General features: G+C 67.7%; 15 protein-coding genes. 6 read left to right on the forward strand and 9 right to left on the reverse strand.

Annotated features, from left to right (window positions below; translation table 11 throughout):
- Positions 1–42 precede the first annotated feature (42 nt).
- Positions 43–420 carry a putative zinc-binding protein gene (locus C8E02_RS07075; protein WP_120810243.1) on the forward strand — a complete coding sequence of 126 codons (378 nt, stop codon included), beginning with the start codon at positions 43–45 and terminating at the stop codon, positions 418–420.
- 154 nt (positions 421–574) lie between these two features.
- Here the strand turns inward: C8E02_RS07075 and C8E02_RS07080 are convergent, their stop codons facing one another.
- From C8E02_RS07080 to C8E02_RS07095, 4 genes are all read right to left on the reverse strand, one after another.
- A complete protein-coding gene (locus C8E02_RS07080; protein ID WP_047965913.1) occupies positions 575–895 on the reverse strand; it encodes an AzlD domain-containing protein in 321 nt (106 codons plus the stop codon).
- Positions 892–1,614 carry an AzlC family ABC transporter permease gene (locus C8E02_RS07085; RefSeq protein WP_120810244.1) on the reverse strand — a complete coding sequence of 241 codons (723 nt, stop codon included), beginning with the start codon at positions 1,612–1,614 and terminating at the stop codon, positions 892–894. Before C8E02_RS07085 ends, C8E02_RS07080 begins: the two co-directional genes overlap by 4 nt.
- Before the next feature lie 75 nt (positions 1,615–1,689).
- Positions 1,690–2,514: an AraC family transcriptional regulator gene (locus tag C8E02_RS07090; protein ID WP_120810245.1), complete on the reverse strand. Its 825-nt coding sequence runs from the start codon at positions 2,512–2,514 to the stop codon at positions 1,690–1,692.
- A 91-nt stretch (positions 2,515–2,605) separates the two neighbouring features.
- A complete protein-coding gene (locus C8E02_RS07095; protein ID WP_047965910.1) occupies positions 2,606–3,250 on the reverse strand; it encodes a MarC family NAAT transporter in 645 nt (214 codons plus the stop codon).
- Between the two features lie 214 nt (positions 3,251–3,464).
- On the opposite strand from C8E02_RS07095, the gene C8E02_RS07100 reads away from it, so the two are divergent.
- Together C8E02_RS07100 and C8E02_RS07105 are read left to right on the forward strand one after the other, a co-directional pair.
- Complete coding sequence (locus tag C8E02_RS07100; RefSeq protein ID WP_120810246.1) at positions 3,465–3,926, forward strand: copper chaperone PCu(A)C; 462 nt, start codon at positions 3,465–3,467, stop codon at positions 3,924–3,926.
- 188 nt (positions 3,927–4,114) lie between these two features.
- The gene (locus tag C8E02_RS07105; protein ID WP_120810247.1) at positions 4,115–5,725 is read left to right on the forward strand and encodes a methyl-accepting chemotaxis protein; all 1,611 of its coding nucleotides are present in this window, start codon (positions 4,115–4,117) and stop codon (positions 5,723–5,725) included.
- A gap of 63 nt (positions 5,726–5,788) precedes the next feature.
- Here C8E02_RS07105 and C8E02_RS07110 read toward each other — a convergent pair whose 3' ends face one another.
- Positions 5,789–6,949 carry a glycerophosphodiester phosphodiesterase gene (locus tag C8E02_RS07110; protein ID WP_120810248.1) on the reverse strand — a complete coding sequence of 387 codons (1,161 nt, stop codon included), beginning with the start codon at positions 6,947–6,949 and terminating at the stop codon, positions 5,789–5,791.
- A gap of 156 nt (positions 6,950–7,105) precedes the next feature.
- Between C8E02_RS07110 and C8E02_RS07115 the strand changes: the two genes are divergently transcribed.
- The 3 genes from C8E02_RS07115 (at position 7,106) to dinB (ending at position 11,540) form a co-directional block, all read left to right on the forward strand.
- A complete protein-coding gene (locus C8E02_RS07115) occupies positions 7,106–9,826 on the forward strand; it encodes a bifunctional diguanylate cyclase/phosphodiesterase (RefSeq protein WP_170152123.1) in 2,721 nt (906 codons plus the stop codon).
- A 325-nt stretch (positions 9,827–10,151) separates the two neighbouring features.
- Positions 10,152–10,451 (forward strand): Rdx family protein, encoded by a 300-nt coding sequence (locus C8E02_RS07120; RefSeq protein ID WP_047965904.1) that lies wholly within the window; start codon positions 10,152–10,154, stop codon positions 10,449–10,451.
- 18 nt (positions 10,452–10,469) lie between these two features.
- Positions 10,470–11,540, forward strand: a complete 1,071-nt coding sequence (gene dinB / locus C8E02_RS07125; protein WP_120810250.1) for a DNA polymerase IV — start codon at positions 10,470–10,472, stop codon at positions 11,538–11,540.
- 58 nt (positions 11,541–11,598) lie between these two features.
- On the opposite strand, the gene C8E02_RS07130 is transcribed toward dinB, so the two are convergent.
- From C8E02_RS07130 to bioH, 4 genes are read right to left on the reverse strand one after another with little or no spacing between them, the layout of a single operon-like run.
- Entirely contained in the window at positions 11,599–12,246 is a 648-nt protein-coding gene (locus tag C8E02_RS07130; RefSeq protein WP_120810251.1) for a glutathione S-transferase family protein, read from the reverse strand.
- A 39-nt stretch (positions 12,247–12,285) separates the two neighbouring features.
- Positions 12,286–13,179 (reverse strand): patatin-like phospholipase family protein, encoded by an 894-nt coding sequence (locus C8E02_RS07135; protein ID WP_120810252.1) that lies wholly within the window; start codon positions 13,177–13,179, stop codon positions 12,286–12,288.
- An 11-nt stretch (positions 13,180–13,190) separates the two neighbouring features.
- The gene (gene bioC, locus C8E02_RS07140; protein ID WP_047965900.1) at positions 13,191–14,096 is read right to left on the reverse strand and encodes a malonyl-ACP O-methyltransferase BioC; all 906 of its coding nucleotides are present in this window, start codon (positions 14,094–14,096) and stop codon (positions 13,191–13,193) included.
- Positions 14,093–14,857, reverse strand: a complete 765-nt coding sequence (bioH, locus tag C8E02_RS07145) for a pimeloyl-ACP methyl ester esterase BioH (protein WP_047965899.1) — start codon at positions 14,855–14,857, stop codon at positions 14,093–14,095. Before bioH ends, bioC begins: the two co-directional genes overlap by 4 nt.
- Positions 14,858–14,902: the final 45 nt, after the last annotated feature.

Raw genomic sequence — 14,902 nt, forward strand, 5'->3', positions numbered from 1 at the left:
GGCCGATGGCGCGCCCACGGCCGGCGCGCTAGGCTGGACGCCATGAAACCCGATCCCTCGCTGCCCCTGGTCTACGCCTGCTCCGGCTGCTCCAGCGCCGCGCAACTGGCCAACCACTTCGCGCTGCGCCTCACCCGCGCCGGCCACGCCGAGATGTCCTGCATCGCCGGCGTCGGCGGCCAGGTGCCCGCCTTGTTGCGTACCGCACGCAGCGGCCGCCGCATCCTGGCGCTGGACGGCTGTCCGCTGCGCTGCGTGCAGGGCTGCCTGCAGCAGGCCGGACTACACGCCGATCTGAGCATCGAGCTGTCCGACCACGGCGTAATCAAGCGCAAGCACGCCGATTTCGACCACGCCGACGCCGAGCGGCTGTGGCCGCAGCTGGTGGCGGCGGCGCAGGCGCTGCAGCCGCCGCGCTAGGGCGCTCGCCACTGCCCGCATGCGATGCCAGCAGGCGCGGCCATCCTGCGCCGCGACCGGTCGTCGCGGCGCAGCCCAAAACAGGATCACATCGGATAGAAGATAAAAAGACGCTCGTTCGCAGCGGCCAGCGCCGCCGCGCAGGCGGCTTACCTCACAGCAGCCAGCGCCACAGGCCGTACACCACGAAACCGCTGACGATCGCCGCCAGCGTGTGACGGCTGAAGAACGCCACCGCCGCCGCGGCGAGGGTGCCAGGCAGGTAGGCATTGCCCGGCGACAGGTCGATGGCGCCCTGCGGCGCCAGCGCCATCGGCACGATCAGCGCGGTCAGCACCGCCGCCGGCACGTAGTGCAAGGCGCGTGACAGCCAGGCCGGGAAGCTCAGCTTGTGGCCGAATACCAGAAAACTCAGCCGGATGCCGTAGGTGACCACGATCATGCCGGCAATGGTCAGTAGCAGTTGCAGGCTCATGTCGTCTCCTTCATCTCTGGTTTACCGATCGCCGCCAGCCTTTCGGCCAGCACGCCGCCGGCCACCCCGGCCAGCGCCGCCAGCATCAGTCCCAGCTTGAACGGCAGCTCGCGCGCCAGCAGCGCCACCACCCCGGCCAGCAGCGCCGCCACCAGCACCGGCCGCTTTTTCAGCTGCGGCGCGACGATGGCGGCAAAGGTGGCCACCATCGCGAAATCCAGCCCCAGATCGGCGAGGCCGGGCACGCTCTGCCCCAGCAACACGCCGATGATGGTCCACAGCTGCCAGTTGCCGTACATCGCCAGCGACGAGCCCAGCCAGTACCAGGCGCCGTCGAACTCGTTGTCCTGCTGCCGCAGCTGGTGCTCGACCACGGCGAAGGTCTCGTCGGTGAGCCAGAACGCCAGCGACCAGCGCCAGCGCGCCGGCAGGTGGCGGGCGTAGGGCAGCAAGGTGGCGCTGTACAGTGCGTGGCGCAGGTTGACGACAAAGGTGGTCAGCCAGATCACCGGCAGCGCGGTGCCGCTGCCGATCAGGCTGACGGCGATGAACTGCGACGAGCCGGCAAACACCAGCGCCGACAGCGCCAGCGTCGCCCACGCCGGAATGCCGCTGGCGATCGCCAGCGTGCCGAAGATGACGCCGAACGGGGCGGCGCCGACCAGCATCGGCAGCGAATCGCGGGCACCGGCCAGCAGCGGGGGAAATCGTTGCGACATGCTTGCTCCACAGCAAAAGGTTGGCCGCATTGTAGGCCGCCGCCAGCGGCGCCGTCTTGAACGATCTTGCGCCGGCTAGCTGCGCACCGCGCGCTGGTACGCCGCAGGCGTCACCCCCAGCGCGGCACGAAAGGCGCGCGTCAGGTGCGGCTGGTCGGCAAAGCCCAGCTGCGCCGCCACCTGCCCGGGCGCCACGCCCTGCGCCAGCAGCTGGCGCGCACGCGCCACGCGCAGCTGGTTGCGCCACGCCACCGGCGGCAGGCCGAATTCGGCGCGGAAGCTGCGGTTGAGGTGCCACGGCGACAGGCCGGCGCTGTCGGCCAGCTGCTGCAGCGACAGGTTGTCGGCGAGGCGGTCGGCCAGCAGCGCACGCACCTGCTGCAGCCGCGGCTGGTCGCGTGCCAGCACCCGCTCGCGCACGCCCATGTGCCGCTGCAGCACGTCGGCAAACACCGCGTACAGCGCGCTCTCGCGCTGCAGCCGGTCGTGACACTGCGCCAGCAACGGCTGCAGCAGCGCCAGCCGCCGCGCCAGATCGAGATCGTAGATCACCGTCTGGCGGAAGAACGGCTCCACCGGGCGCCCGGCCAGCTGGCTGGCGAGGCCGCGGATCAGCGTCGCCGACGGGTAGAAACCGCGATAGCCCCAGCCGGCGGCATCGGCCGATTCGCCGGTATGCACCTCGCCGGGATTGATCAGCACCAGCGCGCCGACGCCGGCGACGTGCGAACTGCCGTGGTAGCGGTAGGACTGCGCGCCCAGCGTCAGCGCGTTGACCACGTACTCCTCGTGAAAGTGCGGGGTGAACACCTGCCGGGTGTAGAACGCGTCCAGACACTCCAGTGGCGCGATGTCGTCGGCGCGGAAGTAGCGGGCGTATTCGGCAGGAACGGCGGACATGGTGACGGCTCGGCAGGGGATGGCAGCATTCTGGCACAGCCGCCGCGGCGGGGGCTTGAACGATCTTGCGGCCACCCCTGCCGCCGGCCGCTTAGGAACCGGCCATGAAGGTGCGGATGCCGGAGCCGATGAACTGCACCCCGACGCAGATCAGCAAAAAGCCCATCAGCCGGCCCAGCACCTCGGTGCCGGCGCGGCCCATGCGCGCCGCGATCAGCGTCGACGAGCGCAGCACCAGCCAGGTCACCAGCGCGGTGCTGACGATGGCGAGCATGGTCATGCCGAAGGCGAGCAGCTTCTCGGTGCGGCTGTGCAGTTCGGCAATCTCGGTGGCGATGCCGATCACCACCGCGATGGTACCGGGGCCGCTGATGCCCGGCATCGCCAGCGGGAAGAAGGAATAGTCCTCGCGGCGGTTGGTCTTCGGCGCCATGCCCGGATCCTGCGACAGGAACAGCATGCGGTAGCCCAGCACCGCCACCACGAAGCCGCCGGCGATACGCAGCGCGCCGAAGGAAATGCCGAACGCGGCCAGGATCAGGTTGCCGGCCAGCAGGCACACCAGCATGATCGCCGCAGCGTAGACGCAGGCCATGCGCGCCTGCTGCGCACGGCGCAGCTCGCTCATGCCCTGCGTCAGCGACACGAACAGCGGGATCTTGGACAGCGGATTGGTGATCACCAGCAGGCTCACCAGCCCGCCAAACAGGAACTGCAGATACAGGGTCTTGAACATCGTTCTTCTTGATCTGGAAGTAAGGATCCGGAAATAAGGCCAGCGGCCGCCGCAAGCAGCGGCAGCGCGGGCAGGCATTGTAGCCAGCCGTCGTCGTGGGCGAAACCGGCGGCACGGTAATCGTGACCATGGGGCCAGCTGCGACATTATGCCGCAGCTGGCGGCGGAGGCTGCGTGCTATGCTCTTCGCCACTGCAACCTGCCCTCGCACACCATGAAAAAACTCGCCCTTGCCGCACTCGCCGGCCTGCTGTCGCTGCCCGCCCTTGCCCATGACTACAGCGCCGGCGCGCTGAAGATCGACCACCCGTGGAGCCGCGCGATGCCGGCCAGCAGCCCGACCGCGGCGGTGTTCATGACCATCAGCAACAGCGGCGGCGCCGACCGGCTGCTGGCCGCCAGCACGCCACAGGCGGCGCGCGCCGAGCTGCACCAGCACCTCAACGACAACGGCGTGATGCGCATGCGCGAAGTCAGCGGCGGCATCGTGCTGCCGGCCGCCGGCCAGGTAAAGCTGGCTCCCGGCGGCCTGCACCTGATGCTGCTGCAGATACCGAAACAGGCGGTCAGCGGCGACCGCTTCCCGCTACAGCTGCAATTTGAAAAAGCCGGCAAGGTCACCGTAGAGGTCAGCGTGGAAAGCGGCATGGCACCCGTCCACCCCGCCGGCCACTAAGCCTGCCCATCCCCGCCCGGCACCACGCCGGGCGGCGCCTGCCATCGCGCTGTTGCGGCCAACGTTGGCCGCAAACCCCGCCCCACCCGTAACTATTCACCAATCGCCGCCTCACCAACAACATAATCGTTTTTCATATTATTTCTCCGCTACACTCGAGCAACGACTCTAGCCTGCGGAACAACACCATGAAAATATCGCAACGATTGGGCCTGTTGATTGCACTGGCCATCAGCGGCCTGCTGATCCTCGCCGTCACCAGCTTCCTGCAGCTCAACCGCGTCTACAACGAGCTGGAACACATCAGCGACAACGTGATGCCGAGCATGCAGACCCTGGCCGCCTTCGACAGCGCGATGCTGGAGCAGCGCAACTCGCTGCTGGCACACATTCTCAGCAGCGACGACAGCAAGATGGGCGAGATCGCGCAGTCCTTCGCCGAGCACAGCCAGCATGCGGCCGCCGCGCTGGACCAGTACGCACCGATGATCGTCAACGAGCAGGACCGCGACTACCACAGCAAGCTGAAGGAGGGTCTCGCCGAGCTGAACCGCGTCTACGCGCCGATCCTGGACGCCTCGCGCAGCAACCGCAAGGAAGAGGCACAGGTGATGGCCAACAGTGCGCGGGTGATCTTCCAGCGCATCAACGGCATCTCCAAGCAGCACACCCAGTTCAACCAGCAGCTGGCCGACAGCGCCAAGCAACACGCCATCGACGTCAACCTGCAGGCGAAGTTGATTGCCGCCACGGTGGCCGCGGGCGCCATCCTGCTGCTCTGTTTCAGCGGCTGGCGCACCTACCGCCAGGTGGTGGGCAGCGTCAGCCGTGCGCAGCAGAGCATCCGCCAGCTGGCCGAGACGCTGGACTTCACCACCCGCTGCGAGGTGCAGGGCAAGGATGAGATCGCCCTGATGCTGGGCGCCTTCAACCAGCTGATCGCCAAGATGCAGGACAGCCTGCGCACCATGATCACCGCCGCGCGCGACGTGTCGCAGTCCGCCACCGAGCTGGCCGGCTCCGCCAGGCAGGTCGCCGCCGGCTCCTCCGCGCAGAGCGAATCCGCCGCCACCATGGCAGCGGCGCTGGAACAGATCACCGTCAGCATCAACCATGTCGCCGACCGCGCCCTCGAGGCCAACCACCTGGCGCAGGACACCGGCGCGCGCGCGCAGCAGGGCGAGCAGGTGATCGGCGACACCACGCAGTCGATCGAAAGCATCGCCGGCGCCGTCGGCAGTGCCTCCAGCGAGATGGCACAGCTGGTAGACCGCACCCGCGACATCGCCACCGTGGTCAGCGTGATCAAGGATGTCGCCGAGCAGACCAACCTGCTGGCGCTGAACGCGGCAATCGAGGCCGCCCGTGCCGGCGAGACCGGGCGCGGCTTTGCCGTGGTCGCCGACGAGGTGCGCAAGCTGGCCGAGCGCACCGCGCTGTCGACACAGGAGATCGCGCAGATCATCAACGCGATCCAGAGCGTGTCCGGCTCCGCCGCCGAGCGGATGCAGGGCGCGGTCCACAACGTGGAAAACGGCGTCGGCGAGGCGGCCAAGGCGCGCAGCACCATGCAGTCGATTTCCGATGTCGCCGGCCAGAGCCGGCATCTGGTCGGCGAGATCAGCAGCGCCATCCGCGAGCAGGGCAGCGCCGCCAACAGCATCGCGCAGCAGGTGGAAACCGTGGCGCAGATGGCGGAGGAGAATTCCGCCGCCGCCGGCCACGTCACCGAGCTGGCCAACCGCCTGCAGGGCCTGTCGCAGGGCATGGAACAGGAAGTGTCGGTATACCGCGTCTGAGGCGCTCACACCCACGCAAAAGGGCCGCCCGGTGGGCGGCCCTTGTCATTGCCGGCTGCGGGCTTACTGGCCTTGCTGCATCAGGCGGCGGGTGGCCAGCGCGGTGTCGGTGTAGTCGGTGAACACACCGTCGACACCGGCGGCAAAGAACAGGCGGTACTCTTCCGCCGGCCGCTCCATGAAGTTGGCCGCCAGGTGCTTGGCCTCGTTGCGGAAGGTGTAGGGGTGCACCACCAGCCCCAGCTTGTGCGCGTCGCGGATCACGCTGTTCGGCTCCAGCAGCGTCATGTCGCGCTGGTCGACCACCTTGTCGCCGTTGACGTCCATCGCCTTGCCGGCCTTGTCGGTCATCGCCTGCCAGCTGATCAGGTACGGTTTCCACGGGCCGATGCCGTCGGCGAAGCGGCGGATCTCCTTCAGCCCGGCCGGGGTCAGCATGTCGGCGTAGGTGCGCGCGTCGCCGGCCACCACGTGGTCATAAGGGCGTAGGGTGTCGATGCTGCCGTCCGGGCGCACGTCGTTGGCGTCGAGCAGGTACACCAGCTTGTTCGGGGTCAGCTTGCGCAGCGTCTTGAGGTTGGCCGCCTCGAACGACTGGATGAACACCGGCGCCGCCTTGCGGTTCAGCCGGTACTTGGTAAGCGCCGCCACCAGCGGCTGCTCCAGCGCCAGGCCCAGCTGCTGGTGCCAGGTCGGGTGCTTGGTTTCCGGATAGATGCCGATGTCGCGGCCCAGCGCCTGCGATTGCTGCGCGCGCAGCGCCAGCACCTCGTCGAAGGTCGGGATCAGGAACTGGCCGTCGTAGGCCTTGCTGCGGTCACCACGCGGCTGCACCGCGCGCAGGGTCTTGATCTCGGCGAGGGTGAAGTCGCTGGCAAACCAGCCCTCTTCCTCGACGCCGTCCACCTTCAGCGTGCGCTTGCGGGCGGCGAATTCCGGGTGCCGGGCGACGTCGGTGGTGTCCTTCAGGTTCGGCTCGTGGCGCGCGATCAGCACGCCGTCCTTGGTGCTGACCAGATCCGGCTCGATATAATCCGCGCCCAGCTCGATCGCCTTCGCGTATCCTTCCAGGGTATGGTCCGGCAGGTAGCCGGACGCGCCGCGGTGCGCCACCACCAGCGGCGGCTTGCCGTCCAGCGTCGGAAACGGGGATGGGCCGGCGGCCAGCACTGGCCCCGACAGCAGGATGGCCAGCAACGGCAGGCGCAAAGGCATGGTTTTCATTGGGTACACTCCCTGAACAGCGTCAATGTGAAATCGCTGCCGCAGCGTGACAGAACAACATGACATTTTATTGACCGCAACATGTAACGGCGATGACAGCGCCCCGCCCTGTCCGCGCCGCACCCCGAATACTGCCGAGACATGCGTCCATTTTCGATGACATTCCGCCTGCGCCCGGGCCTGCTGCTGGCGGTGATCCTGCTGGTCGGCCTGGCCGGGCTGTGGCAGCTGGCCAACAACGCCGCCGACAAGGTCGACGAGGAAGTTGCCGCCCTCACCCGCAAGACCCTGCAACAGGAGCTGCTGCGCCAGCGCAAGACGCTGGGCCAGTCGCTCAACGACTACGCGGTGTGGGACGAGATGTACCGCCAGAGCCAGTCGCCGCAGATGGACAAGGCCTGGCTTGCGGCCAACCTGACCGGCTCGGTGTACCAGAATCTGGATGTCGACATCGCACTGCTGCTCGATCCCGCCGCCGGCGTGCTGTACGCGCTGGACCGCGGCGTGGTCAGCCCGCAGCCGCAACGACTGCTGCAGCTGGAGCCGCGGCAGTGGCAGAACCTGCTGCGCCAGGCCGACCGCTACGACCCGCAGCAGGCCAGTGCCGGCCCCAGCCTGCTGCTGCGCCAGCAGCACGGCAACAGCCTGACCGGCCAGCCGCAGACCGCCATCTATCTGGTGGCGATCCAGCGCATCGCGCTGGAATCCGGCGCCTCGCCCGATGGCCGCGCGCGCTACCTGCTGTTCGCGCGCGCGCTGGACCAGCGCCTGCTGCAGGAGATGGCGGCCAGCAACTCGCTGCGCCGGCTGTCGCTGAACTTCTCAGCCACGCCGCAGCACAGCGCGGCGCTGGCGCTGGAAAACAGCCAGGGTCAGATCCTGGGGCTGCTGGAATGGGACAACGAGCGCCCCGGCGACGCGGTACTGCAGCGGCTGCTGCCGCAGAGCCTGCTGCTGCTGGCCTTCATGCTGCTTCTGTCCGGGCTGATCGTGCGCGCCGGCTACCTGCAGCAACAGGCCAATGTGCGCCGCTCGCAGCGGCTGGAACAGCAGGGCCGCGCGCTGCAGCAGCTGGTGGCGGCGCGCCATAGCGAAACGCAGGTGCTGCAGGAGTACATCGACGAGATCCTGCCGCTGCTGGCACAGACCCTCGGCGTCAGCCGCGTCAGCGTGTGGCAGTTCAGCGCCGACCAGCAGAGCCTGCACTGTCTCGCCGGCGTCGATACCGGCGACAGCCTGCGCTTCAGCGGCGACGTGCTGCTGCTGGAGCAGCACCCCGACTACTTCGACGCGCTGCGAGAACAGCGCTACCTCAGCAGCGTGCAGCCGCTGCAAGACGAACGGCTGCTGTCGCTGCGCGCCCATCTGGCGGAGCGCGACATCAAGGCGATGCTCGACGCCAGCATCATGGTCGGCGGCCTGCAGCACGGCATCATCTGCGCCGAAAGCCGCACCCTGCGCCGCGCCTGGCGCCAGGAAGACGTCAACTTCATCTGCTCCGCCGCCGACATCATCGCGCTGGTGATGGAGTCCTCCGCCCGGCTGCAGGCCGAGGGCGAACTGTACCGCCAGTTCTACTACGACCGCTTCACCGGCCTGCCCAACCGCTCGCGGCTGCAGATGCAGCTGGGCGAACTGATCCAGCAGCGCGAAAACAGCCAGGCGCGCGACAAGCGCCCGATCGGCTGCATGATGCTGTCGCTGGAAGGCCTCGCCAACATCAACGAGCTGTACGGCCGCGACAGCGGCGACCAGCTGATACGCCTGCTCGGCGAACGGCTGGAAAAGCTGGCGCGCAACGGCGAGATGGTGGCGCGCCACGCCGACAACCGCTTTGCCATGCTGCTGCTGGACGAGGACGAGCTGAGCATCAGCCAGCGCACCGACGCCCTGTGCGACCAGCTGCGGCAACCGCTGTTCCTGCAGGAGCAGCAGCTGTTCCTGCGCCTGAGCACCGGCCTCAGCATCTACCCGCACGACACCATCCACGCCGACGGCCTGCTGGAACACGCCGAGCTGGCGCTGCAGATCTCGCGCAACGACCCGGCCGGCAACTGGGTGCGCTTCCGCCCGGAGATGAACGACAACTGGCGCCGCCGCCACCACATCCAGAACGACCTGCGCCAGGCGGTGGCGCGCGGCGAGCTGAGCCTGCACTACCAGCCCTACGTGTCGCTGAAGAACGGCCGTGTCGCCGGCGCCGAGGCGCTGGTGCGCTGGGAACACCCCAACCTTGGCCGCATCCCGCCGACCGACTTCATCCCGCTGGCGGAGGAAACCGGGCTGATCAAGGACATCGGCGAGTGGGTGCTGGGCGAAGCCATCCGCCAGGCGGTGCAGTGGCGCGCGCGCTATCTCAGCCAGTTCGTGATTTCGGTCAACGTGTCGCTGGTGCAGCTGGAGGACGCGCGCTTTGCCGAGGTGGTCGCCAGCCAGCTGGCCACCCACCACCTACCCGGTGACGCGCTGGAGCTGGAAGTGACCGAGGGGCTGGCGCTGCGCAACACGCCGACCATCGACAGCAACCTGCACAAGCTGCGCGCTCAGGGCATCGGCATCGCCATCGACGACTTCGGCACCGGCTACGCCTCGTTCAGCTACCTGCGCCGCTTCCCCACTGAGAAGCTGAAGATCGACAAGCAGTTCCTCGACCAGGTGCCGGACAGCGTCGGCGGCAGCAACCTGGTGCGCATGATCGTGGCGATGGGGCACACCCTCGGTGCCTCGGTCACCGGCGAGGGCATCGAGAACATCCGCCAGGCGCGCTTTCTGGCCGAGCATGGCGGCGATTACGCGCAGGGCTACCTGATCAGCCGGCCGCTGCCAGCCGGCGACATGGAGCGCTTCCTGATCGACAATCCGACGCTGGCACTGTAGCCGCAGGCGGCACTATCGATAAATGTAAGCAAACGTTGCAAAGATGTAACATGGTGCAAAGCAACATTGTCGGACAATCGCGCAGCGTGCTTCCCCAATGCACCGGCTTGATGCACACTGGCCCTGCGTTTGCACCGCTGCCTCCACGCACAGCGCCAAGTTTACACAGATAGCCGGGTGATGGAGGAGAAAATACAGCTCTTCAAAGAGCCACGACACAACAACACAGAGATATTGCGAAGCAAGGTAGCGGTGCAGCGTCCCTTCGGGTTTCCCCCTCTCGTATTCGGCATTACCATGGCCTTTTTGCTTGCGGCCAACCTTCATGAGCTCTGACACTTCCCCGCTGTTGCCCGTTGTCGCCATCCGCTATTGCACCGGCTGTCGCTGGCTATTGCGTGCCGCCTGGATGGCACAGGAACTGCTGACCACCTTTGAAAAGGAACTCGGCGAAGTCGCGCTGCAACCCGGCAGTGGCGGCGTGTTCCAGGTACGCGTCGACGGCGAACTGCTGTGGGACCGCGCACGCGACGGCGGCTTTCCCGACATCAAGCAGCTGAAACAGCTGCTGCGCGACCGCATCGCGCCGGACAAGGATCTCGGCCACAGCGAGCGCGGCGGCTGACACCGGGTTGGCGGCAAGGTGAGCATCCAGCGCAAGATCATCCACATCGATTGCGACTGCTTTTTCGCCGCGGTGGAGATGCGCGACAACCCGGCGTGGCGCGACATCCCGCTCGCCGTCGGCGGCCAGCCGGGGCAGCGCGGCGTGATCGCCACCTGCAACTACGAGGCGCGCCGCTACGGCGTGCACTCGGCGATGCCGTCGTCGCTGGCGCTGCGCCGCTGCCCGGCGCTCTTGATCGTGCCGCCGGACTTTGCCCGCTACAAGCAGGCCAGCCTCGCGGTGCAGGCGATCTACCACCGCTACAGCGAGCTGATCGAGCCGCTATCGCTGGACGAGGCCTACCTCGATGTCAGCGGCCAGCCGCACTGCCACGGCAGCGCCAGCCTGATGGCGGAAGAGATCCGCGCCGCCATCCGCGACGAGGTCGGCATCACCGCCTCCGCCGGCATCGCCCCCAACAAGTTTCTCGCCAAGATCGCCAGCGACTGGAACAAGCCGGACGGGCAATGGCTCATCCGGCCGCAGGATGTCGCCACCTTTGTCGAGACCCTGCCGGTGGAAAAGATCTGGGGCGTCGGCGCCGTCACCGCCGCCAGGCTGAAGGCACAGGGGCTGCACAGCTGCGGCGACCTGCAGCGGCTACCGCTGCTGGACATGCTGCAGCGCTTCGGCAAGTTCGGCAAAACCCTGTACGACCTGTCGCGCGGCATCGACCACCGCGCGGTGGAGCCCTCGCGCGAGCGCAAATCGGTGAGCGTGGAGGAAACCTACAGTCGCGACCTGCCCGATCTCGCCAGCTGCGAGGCCGAGCTGGCGCCGCTGCTGACGCGGCTGGCACAGCGGCTGCAACGCATCGGCACGCCGGCGTTTCGCGGCCTCAACGTCAAGATCAAGTTTGCCGACTTCAGCCAGACCACGGTCGAGCTGGCCGGGCAAACGTTGGCCGCAGACGTATTCCAGCAGCTGCTGTACACCGGCTTCGCCCGCGGCAACAAGCCGGTGCGCCTGCTCGGCGTCGGCGTGCGCCTGCGCGAGGACAGCCCGGCGGCGCAGCAGCTGCCGCTGTTCGAGGAAGGACTGCCGTAGACGGCAAAACAGCCATCCGCCGCGAGGCTGGATGGCTGTCGGGTGACGCCGCGCTCGCTCAGTGCGGCAGGAACTTGCGCAGCGCCTGCTCGCGGTCGTGCCACATGCGTGCCACGCTGGCGCGCTGTGCCAGCCGCTCGTGGTACTGCGGTGGCAACGGCAGGCTGGCCAGCGGGTCGTGACCCAGCAGCGTGCTGCCGAGATAGCCCAGATGCGGCAGCGCCACCGCCAGCGCGATGTCGGCGACGGTGAAATCATTACCGCACAACCAGCTGCCCTCCGGCACCATGCGCCGCGCCAGCGCGGCGGCACCTCGTTCGAGGTTGGCCGCCACCTCGGCCTTGTCCTGCTCCGACAGCGGCGCGCCGAACAGCGCGTGGCGCACCAGCGGTGCGCTGGCGGCGATCAGGTAGTGCTCGATCAGCAGCGCCAGTTCACGGGCGCGGGCACGGCCGTTGGTCGACGGCGGCAGCAGCGACAGCGTCGGGTAGGCATCCTCCAGCCACTCCACGATGGCGCCGGATTCGGCCAGCTTGAAGCCGTTGATGTCGACGTAGGGAATCTTGCCCATCGGGCTGGCCGCCAGCACCGCCTCGTCCTGCGACGGGCGCTGCAGCCGCTCCTCGAAGTTGACGCCCTTTTCGAGCAGGGCCACTTTGGCCTTGTTGTACCAGGGCGACAGCGCGGAACCGTACAGGATGATCATGCGGAAACTCCAATAATTGCTGGTGGAGGCATTATGGCATCACTTGGCCGCGCTGCGCGCCGTCGCCCAGCGCTCGATGGCCTGGCGGATCACCGGCAGCCCTTCGCGCGCCACCTTCTCGCCTTCCAGCATCGCCGCGCCGCGCTCGTCAAAATCGGCGGAGCCGATGTGCAATACCCGCGGCCGCAGCGTGACGTTGGCCTGTTTCAGCTCCTGCGTCAGCGCCGCCTGGCTCATGATGTTGAGGCTCTGGTCGAGCAGGCTGAGGAAGCCGAGCGCGCTCTTGCCGGTGGGCTTGGCCGAGATGTCGACCGCGATCACGATGTCGGCGCCCATCTCGCGGGCGGCGATCACCGGCACCGGGCTGGTCAGCCCGCCGTCGACATAGCGGCGACCGTTGATGGTTACCGGCTGGAACACGTTGGGAATCGCCGCCGAGGCGCGCACCGCGGTGCCGGTGTCGCCGCTCTTCAGCACCACCCGCGCGCCGCTGTCCAGATCGGTGACCACCGCGCCGAAGCGGCGCGTCAGCTGCTCGATCTTCTTGCCGTCCACCTGCTGGTTGACCATCGCCGCCAGCTTCTCGCCCTTCAGGAAGCCGGAGGTGGAGAAGGTGAAGTCGCGCAGGTCGCTCTCGTTGATGCGCAGCGCACGGTAGCGCAGCGCCTCGCCGTCGACGCCGGAAGCATAGATGGCGCCGACGATGCTGCCGGCACTGGTGCCGGTGATGATGTCGGGCACGATGCCGTTCTGCTCCAGCACGCGGATCACGCCGACATGGGCGAAGCCCTTGGCCGCGCCGCCGCCCAGCGCCAGTGCGACTTTCGGTTTCAGTACCGGTTTCGGGACCACTACCACCGGTGGGGTCGGCGTGGTGCACGCCGCCAATAAAAAAATTGCAGCACTGGCTGCAATTCTGGACACAGACCACATGGGCAAGGCTCTCACTGCTTGGGTGGGGAACGACTGAATTCGATCACCTGGCTGCCGTCAGCCAGAATGGTCGGCTTTTTCTTCGGCTGCGCCTTCCAGGCGTGGCCGTACAGCACTTCGTAGGTTGCCGGCAACTGGCCGTCGCGGCGCCGCGTTTCGTAGGCGTCGCAGATCCGCTGCCAGGTATGCTTGCCCATCAGACCACGATTGCGACCGGCAGTTGCATTGTGGGCGCCGATCGCCTTCAGATCGTGCATCACCTCGCGCACGCTGTCGTAGGTCATCACGATCTTTTCCATGTCCATCACCGGCTCGGAGAAGCCGCAGTGCATCAGCGCATCGCCCAGATCGTGCATGTCGATGAACTGGTTGACGTGGGTGGCGCCGTCCACCGCGCCGAAGGCGGCGCGCAGCTCGGTCAGCGTGTCCGGCCCCAGCGTCGAGAACATCACCATGCCCTCCGGCTTCAGCACGCGCTGGAATTCGGCGAACACGCTGTCCGGCACGTTGACCCACTGGATCGCCAGATTGGACCAGATCATGTCGACACTGTTGTCGGCCAGCGGCAGGCGCTCGACGTCGGCGCACAGCTGCCACGGCGCCGGGCGGCGGAACAGGCGGCCGAGCATGCCCTGGCTGTCACGCTGCTTCTCGCGCGACGCGCACAACATGCCGTGCGCGAGGTCCAGCTCCAGCACCCGCGCCTGCGGATAGCGCTGGCGCAGCATCGCCGCGCCGTAGCCGGTACCACTGCCGGCGTCGAGGATCACCGCCGGTTGCAGCTTGATGTAGTCGAGACGCTCGGCCATGCGGTCGGACACCTCGCGCTGCAGTACCGCGGCGGAGTCGTAACTGGTGGCCGCCCGCTCGAACGAGGCGCGAACGCGGTCTTTGTCGGTGTAAAACGCTTCGCTCATGCGTGCTGTTCCAGATGTAGTCGCAGGGCTTCGACAAAGTCCGTTTCATGCGACAGAAACGGTGCGTGCGAAGCCTGGGGAAAGTCGTAAAAAGTGGCGTCGGCCAGCTGCTGGGCCAGCCAGCGCCCGGCCCCGATCGGGGTGATCGCGTCGCGCGCGCCGTAGAACAGGCCGACCGGACAGGCGATGGCCGGTGCCAGCGCGCGCGCGTCGGCGTGCAGCAGGCAGTGCAGCGCCGGCAGCAGGCCCTGCGGCCGGCCATGGGCAAACAGCTGCGCCTTCAGCGCCTTCAGCGTGTCGCGTGCCGCCGGCGCGCCCATCATCTGCAGCGCGAGAAAGCGCTCCAGCGTCAGCTCGAAAGCGGTGTCGAGATTGGCACCGACGCCCTCGATCGCTTCACGGGCCTGCGCATGCGGCCAGGCTTCGTCGCGCACGAAGCGCGGGCTGGTGGCGACCAGCGCCAGGCTGCGCACCTGCTGCGGATGCTGCGCCGCCCAGTGCTGCGCGATCAGGCCGCCGAGCGACCAGCCGAGCAGATGCACCGGCAGCGGGAAGTGGCCGGCGAGCGCGTCGGCAATCGCCGCTGCGTCAAAGTGCGCGGCCGCGGCGCTGGCGCCGTGGCCGGGCAGATCCACCAGGTGCAGACAGAAATCGGCTTCAAGGTTGGCCGCAACGCGCTCGAACACGCCGCCGTGCAGCCCCCAGCCGTGCAGCAGCACCAGATCCGGGCCACGGCCGCGGGATTCTATAAACAGGGTCATCGACTAGTGCAAATGGGGCAAAACCCGATTTTCGCAATAGCGCGC

Origin of the sequence: Vogesella indigofera, from assembly GCF_003633895.1 — a bacterium.
GTDB lineage: Bacteria > Pseudomonadota > Gammaproteobacteria > Burkholderiales > Chromobacteriaceae > Vogesella > Vogesella indigofera.

What these genes read in the sequence shown, in the direction of transcription:
- C8E02_RS07120 (WP_047965904.1), top strand. Translation starts at nt 10,152, where the DNA reads ATGAGCTCTGACACTTCCCCGCTGTTGCCCGTTGTCGCCATCCGCTAT.
- C8E02_RS07115 (WP_170152123.1), top strand. Translation starts at nt 7,106, where the DNA reads ATGACATTCCGCCTGCGCCCGGGCCTGCTGCTGGCGGTGATCCTGCTG.
- bioC (WP_047965900.1), bottom strand. Translation starts at nt 14,096, where the DNA reads ATGAGCGAAGCGTTTTACACCGACAAAGACCGCGTTCGCGCCTCGTTC.
- C8E02_RS07095 (WP_047965910.1), bottom strand. Translation starts at nt 3,250, where the DNA reads ATGTTCAAGACCCTGTATCTGCAGTTCCTGTTTGGCGGGCTGGTGAGC.
- C8E02_RS07105 (WP_120810247.1), top strand. Translation starts at nt 4,115, where the DNA reads ATGAAAATATCGCAACGATTGGGCCTGTTGATTGCACTGGCCATCAGC.
- C8E02_RS07130 (WP_120810251.1), bottom strand. Translation starts at nt 12,246, where the DNA reads ATGATCATCCTGTACGGTTCCGCGCTGTCGCCCTGGTACAACAAGGCC.
- C8E02_RS07100 (WP_120810246.1), top strand. Translation starts at nt 3,465, where the DNA reads ATGAAAAAACTCGCCCTTGCCGCACTCGCCGGCCTGCTGTCGCTGCCC.
- C8E02_RS07135 (WP_120810252.1), bottom strand. Translation starts at nt 13,179, where the DNA reads ATGTGGTCTGTGTCCAGAATTGCAGCCAGTGCTGCAATTTTTTTATTG.
- C8E02_RS07075 (WP_120810243.1), top strand. Translation starts at nt 43, where the DNA reads ATGAAACCCGATCCCTCGCTGCCCCTGGTCTACGCCTGCTCCGGCTGC.
- C8E02_RS07080 (WP_047965913.1), bottom strand. Translation starts at nt 895, where the DNA reads ATGAGCCTGCAACTGCTACTGACCATTGCCGGCATGATCGTGGTCACC.
- C8E02_RS07110 (WP_120810248.1), bottom strand. Translation starts at nt 6,949, where the DNA reads ATGAAAACCATGCCTTTGCGCCTGCCGTTGCTGGCCATCCTGCTGTCG.
- bioH (WP_047965899.1), bottom strand. Translation starts at nt 14,857, where the DNA reads ATGACCCTGTTTATAGAATCCCGCGGCCGTGGCCCGGATCTGGTGCTG.
- C8E02_RS07085 (WP_120810244.1), bottom strand. Translation starts at nt 1,614, where the DNA reads ATGTCGCAACGATTTCCCCCGCTGCTGGCCGGTGCCCGCGATTCGCTG.
- C8E02_RS07090 (WP_120810245.1), bottom strand. Translation starts at nt 2,514, where the DNA reads ATGTCCGCCGTTCCTGCCGAATACGCCCGCTACTTCCGCGCCGACGAC.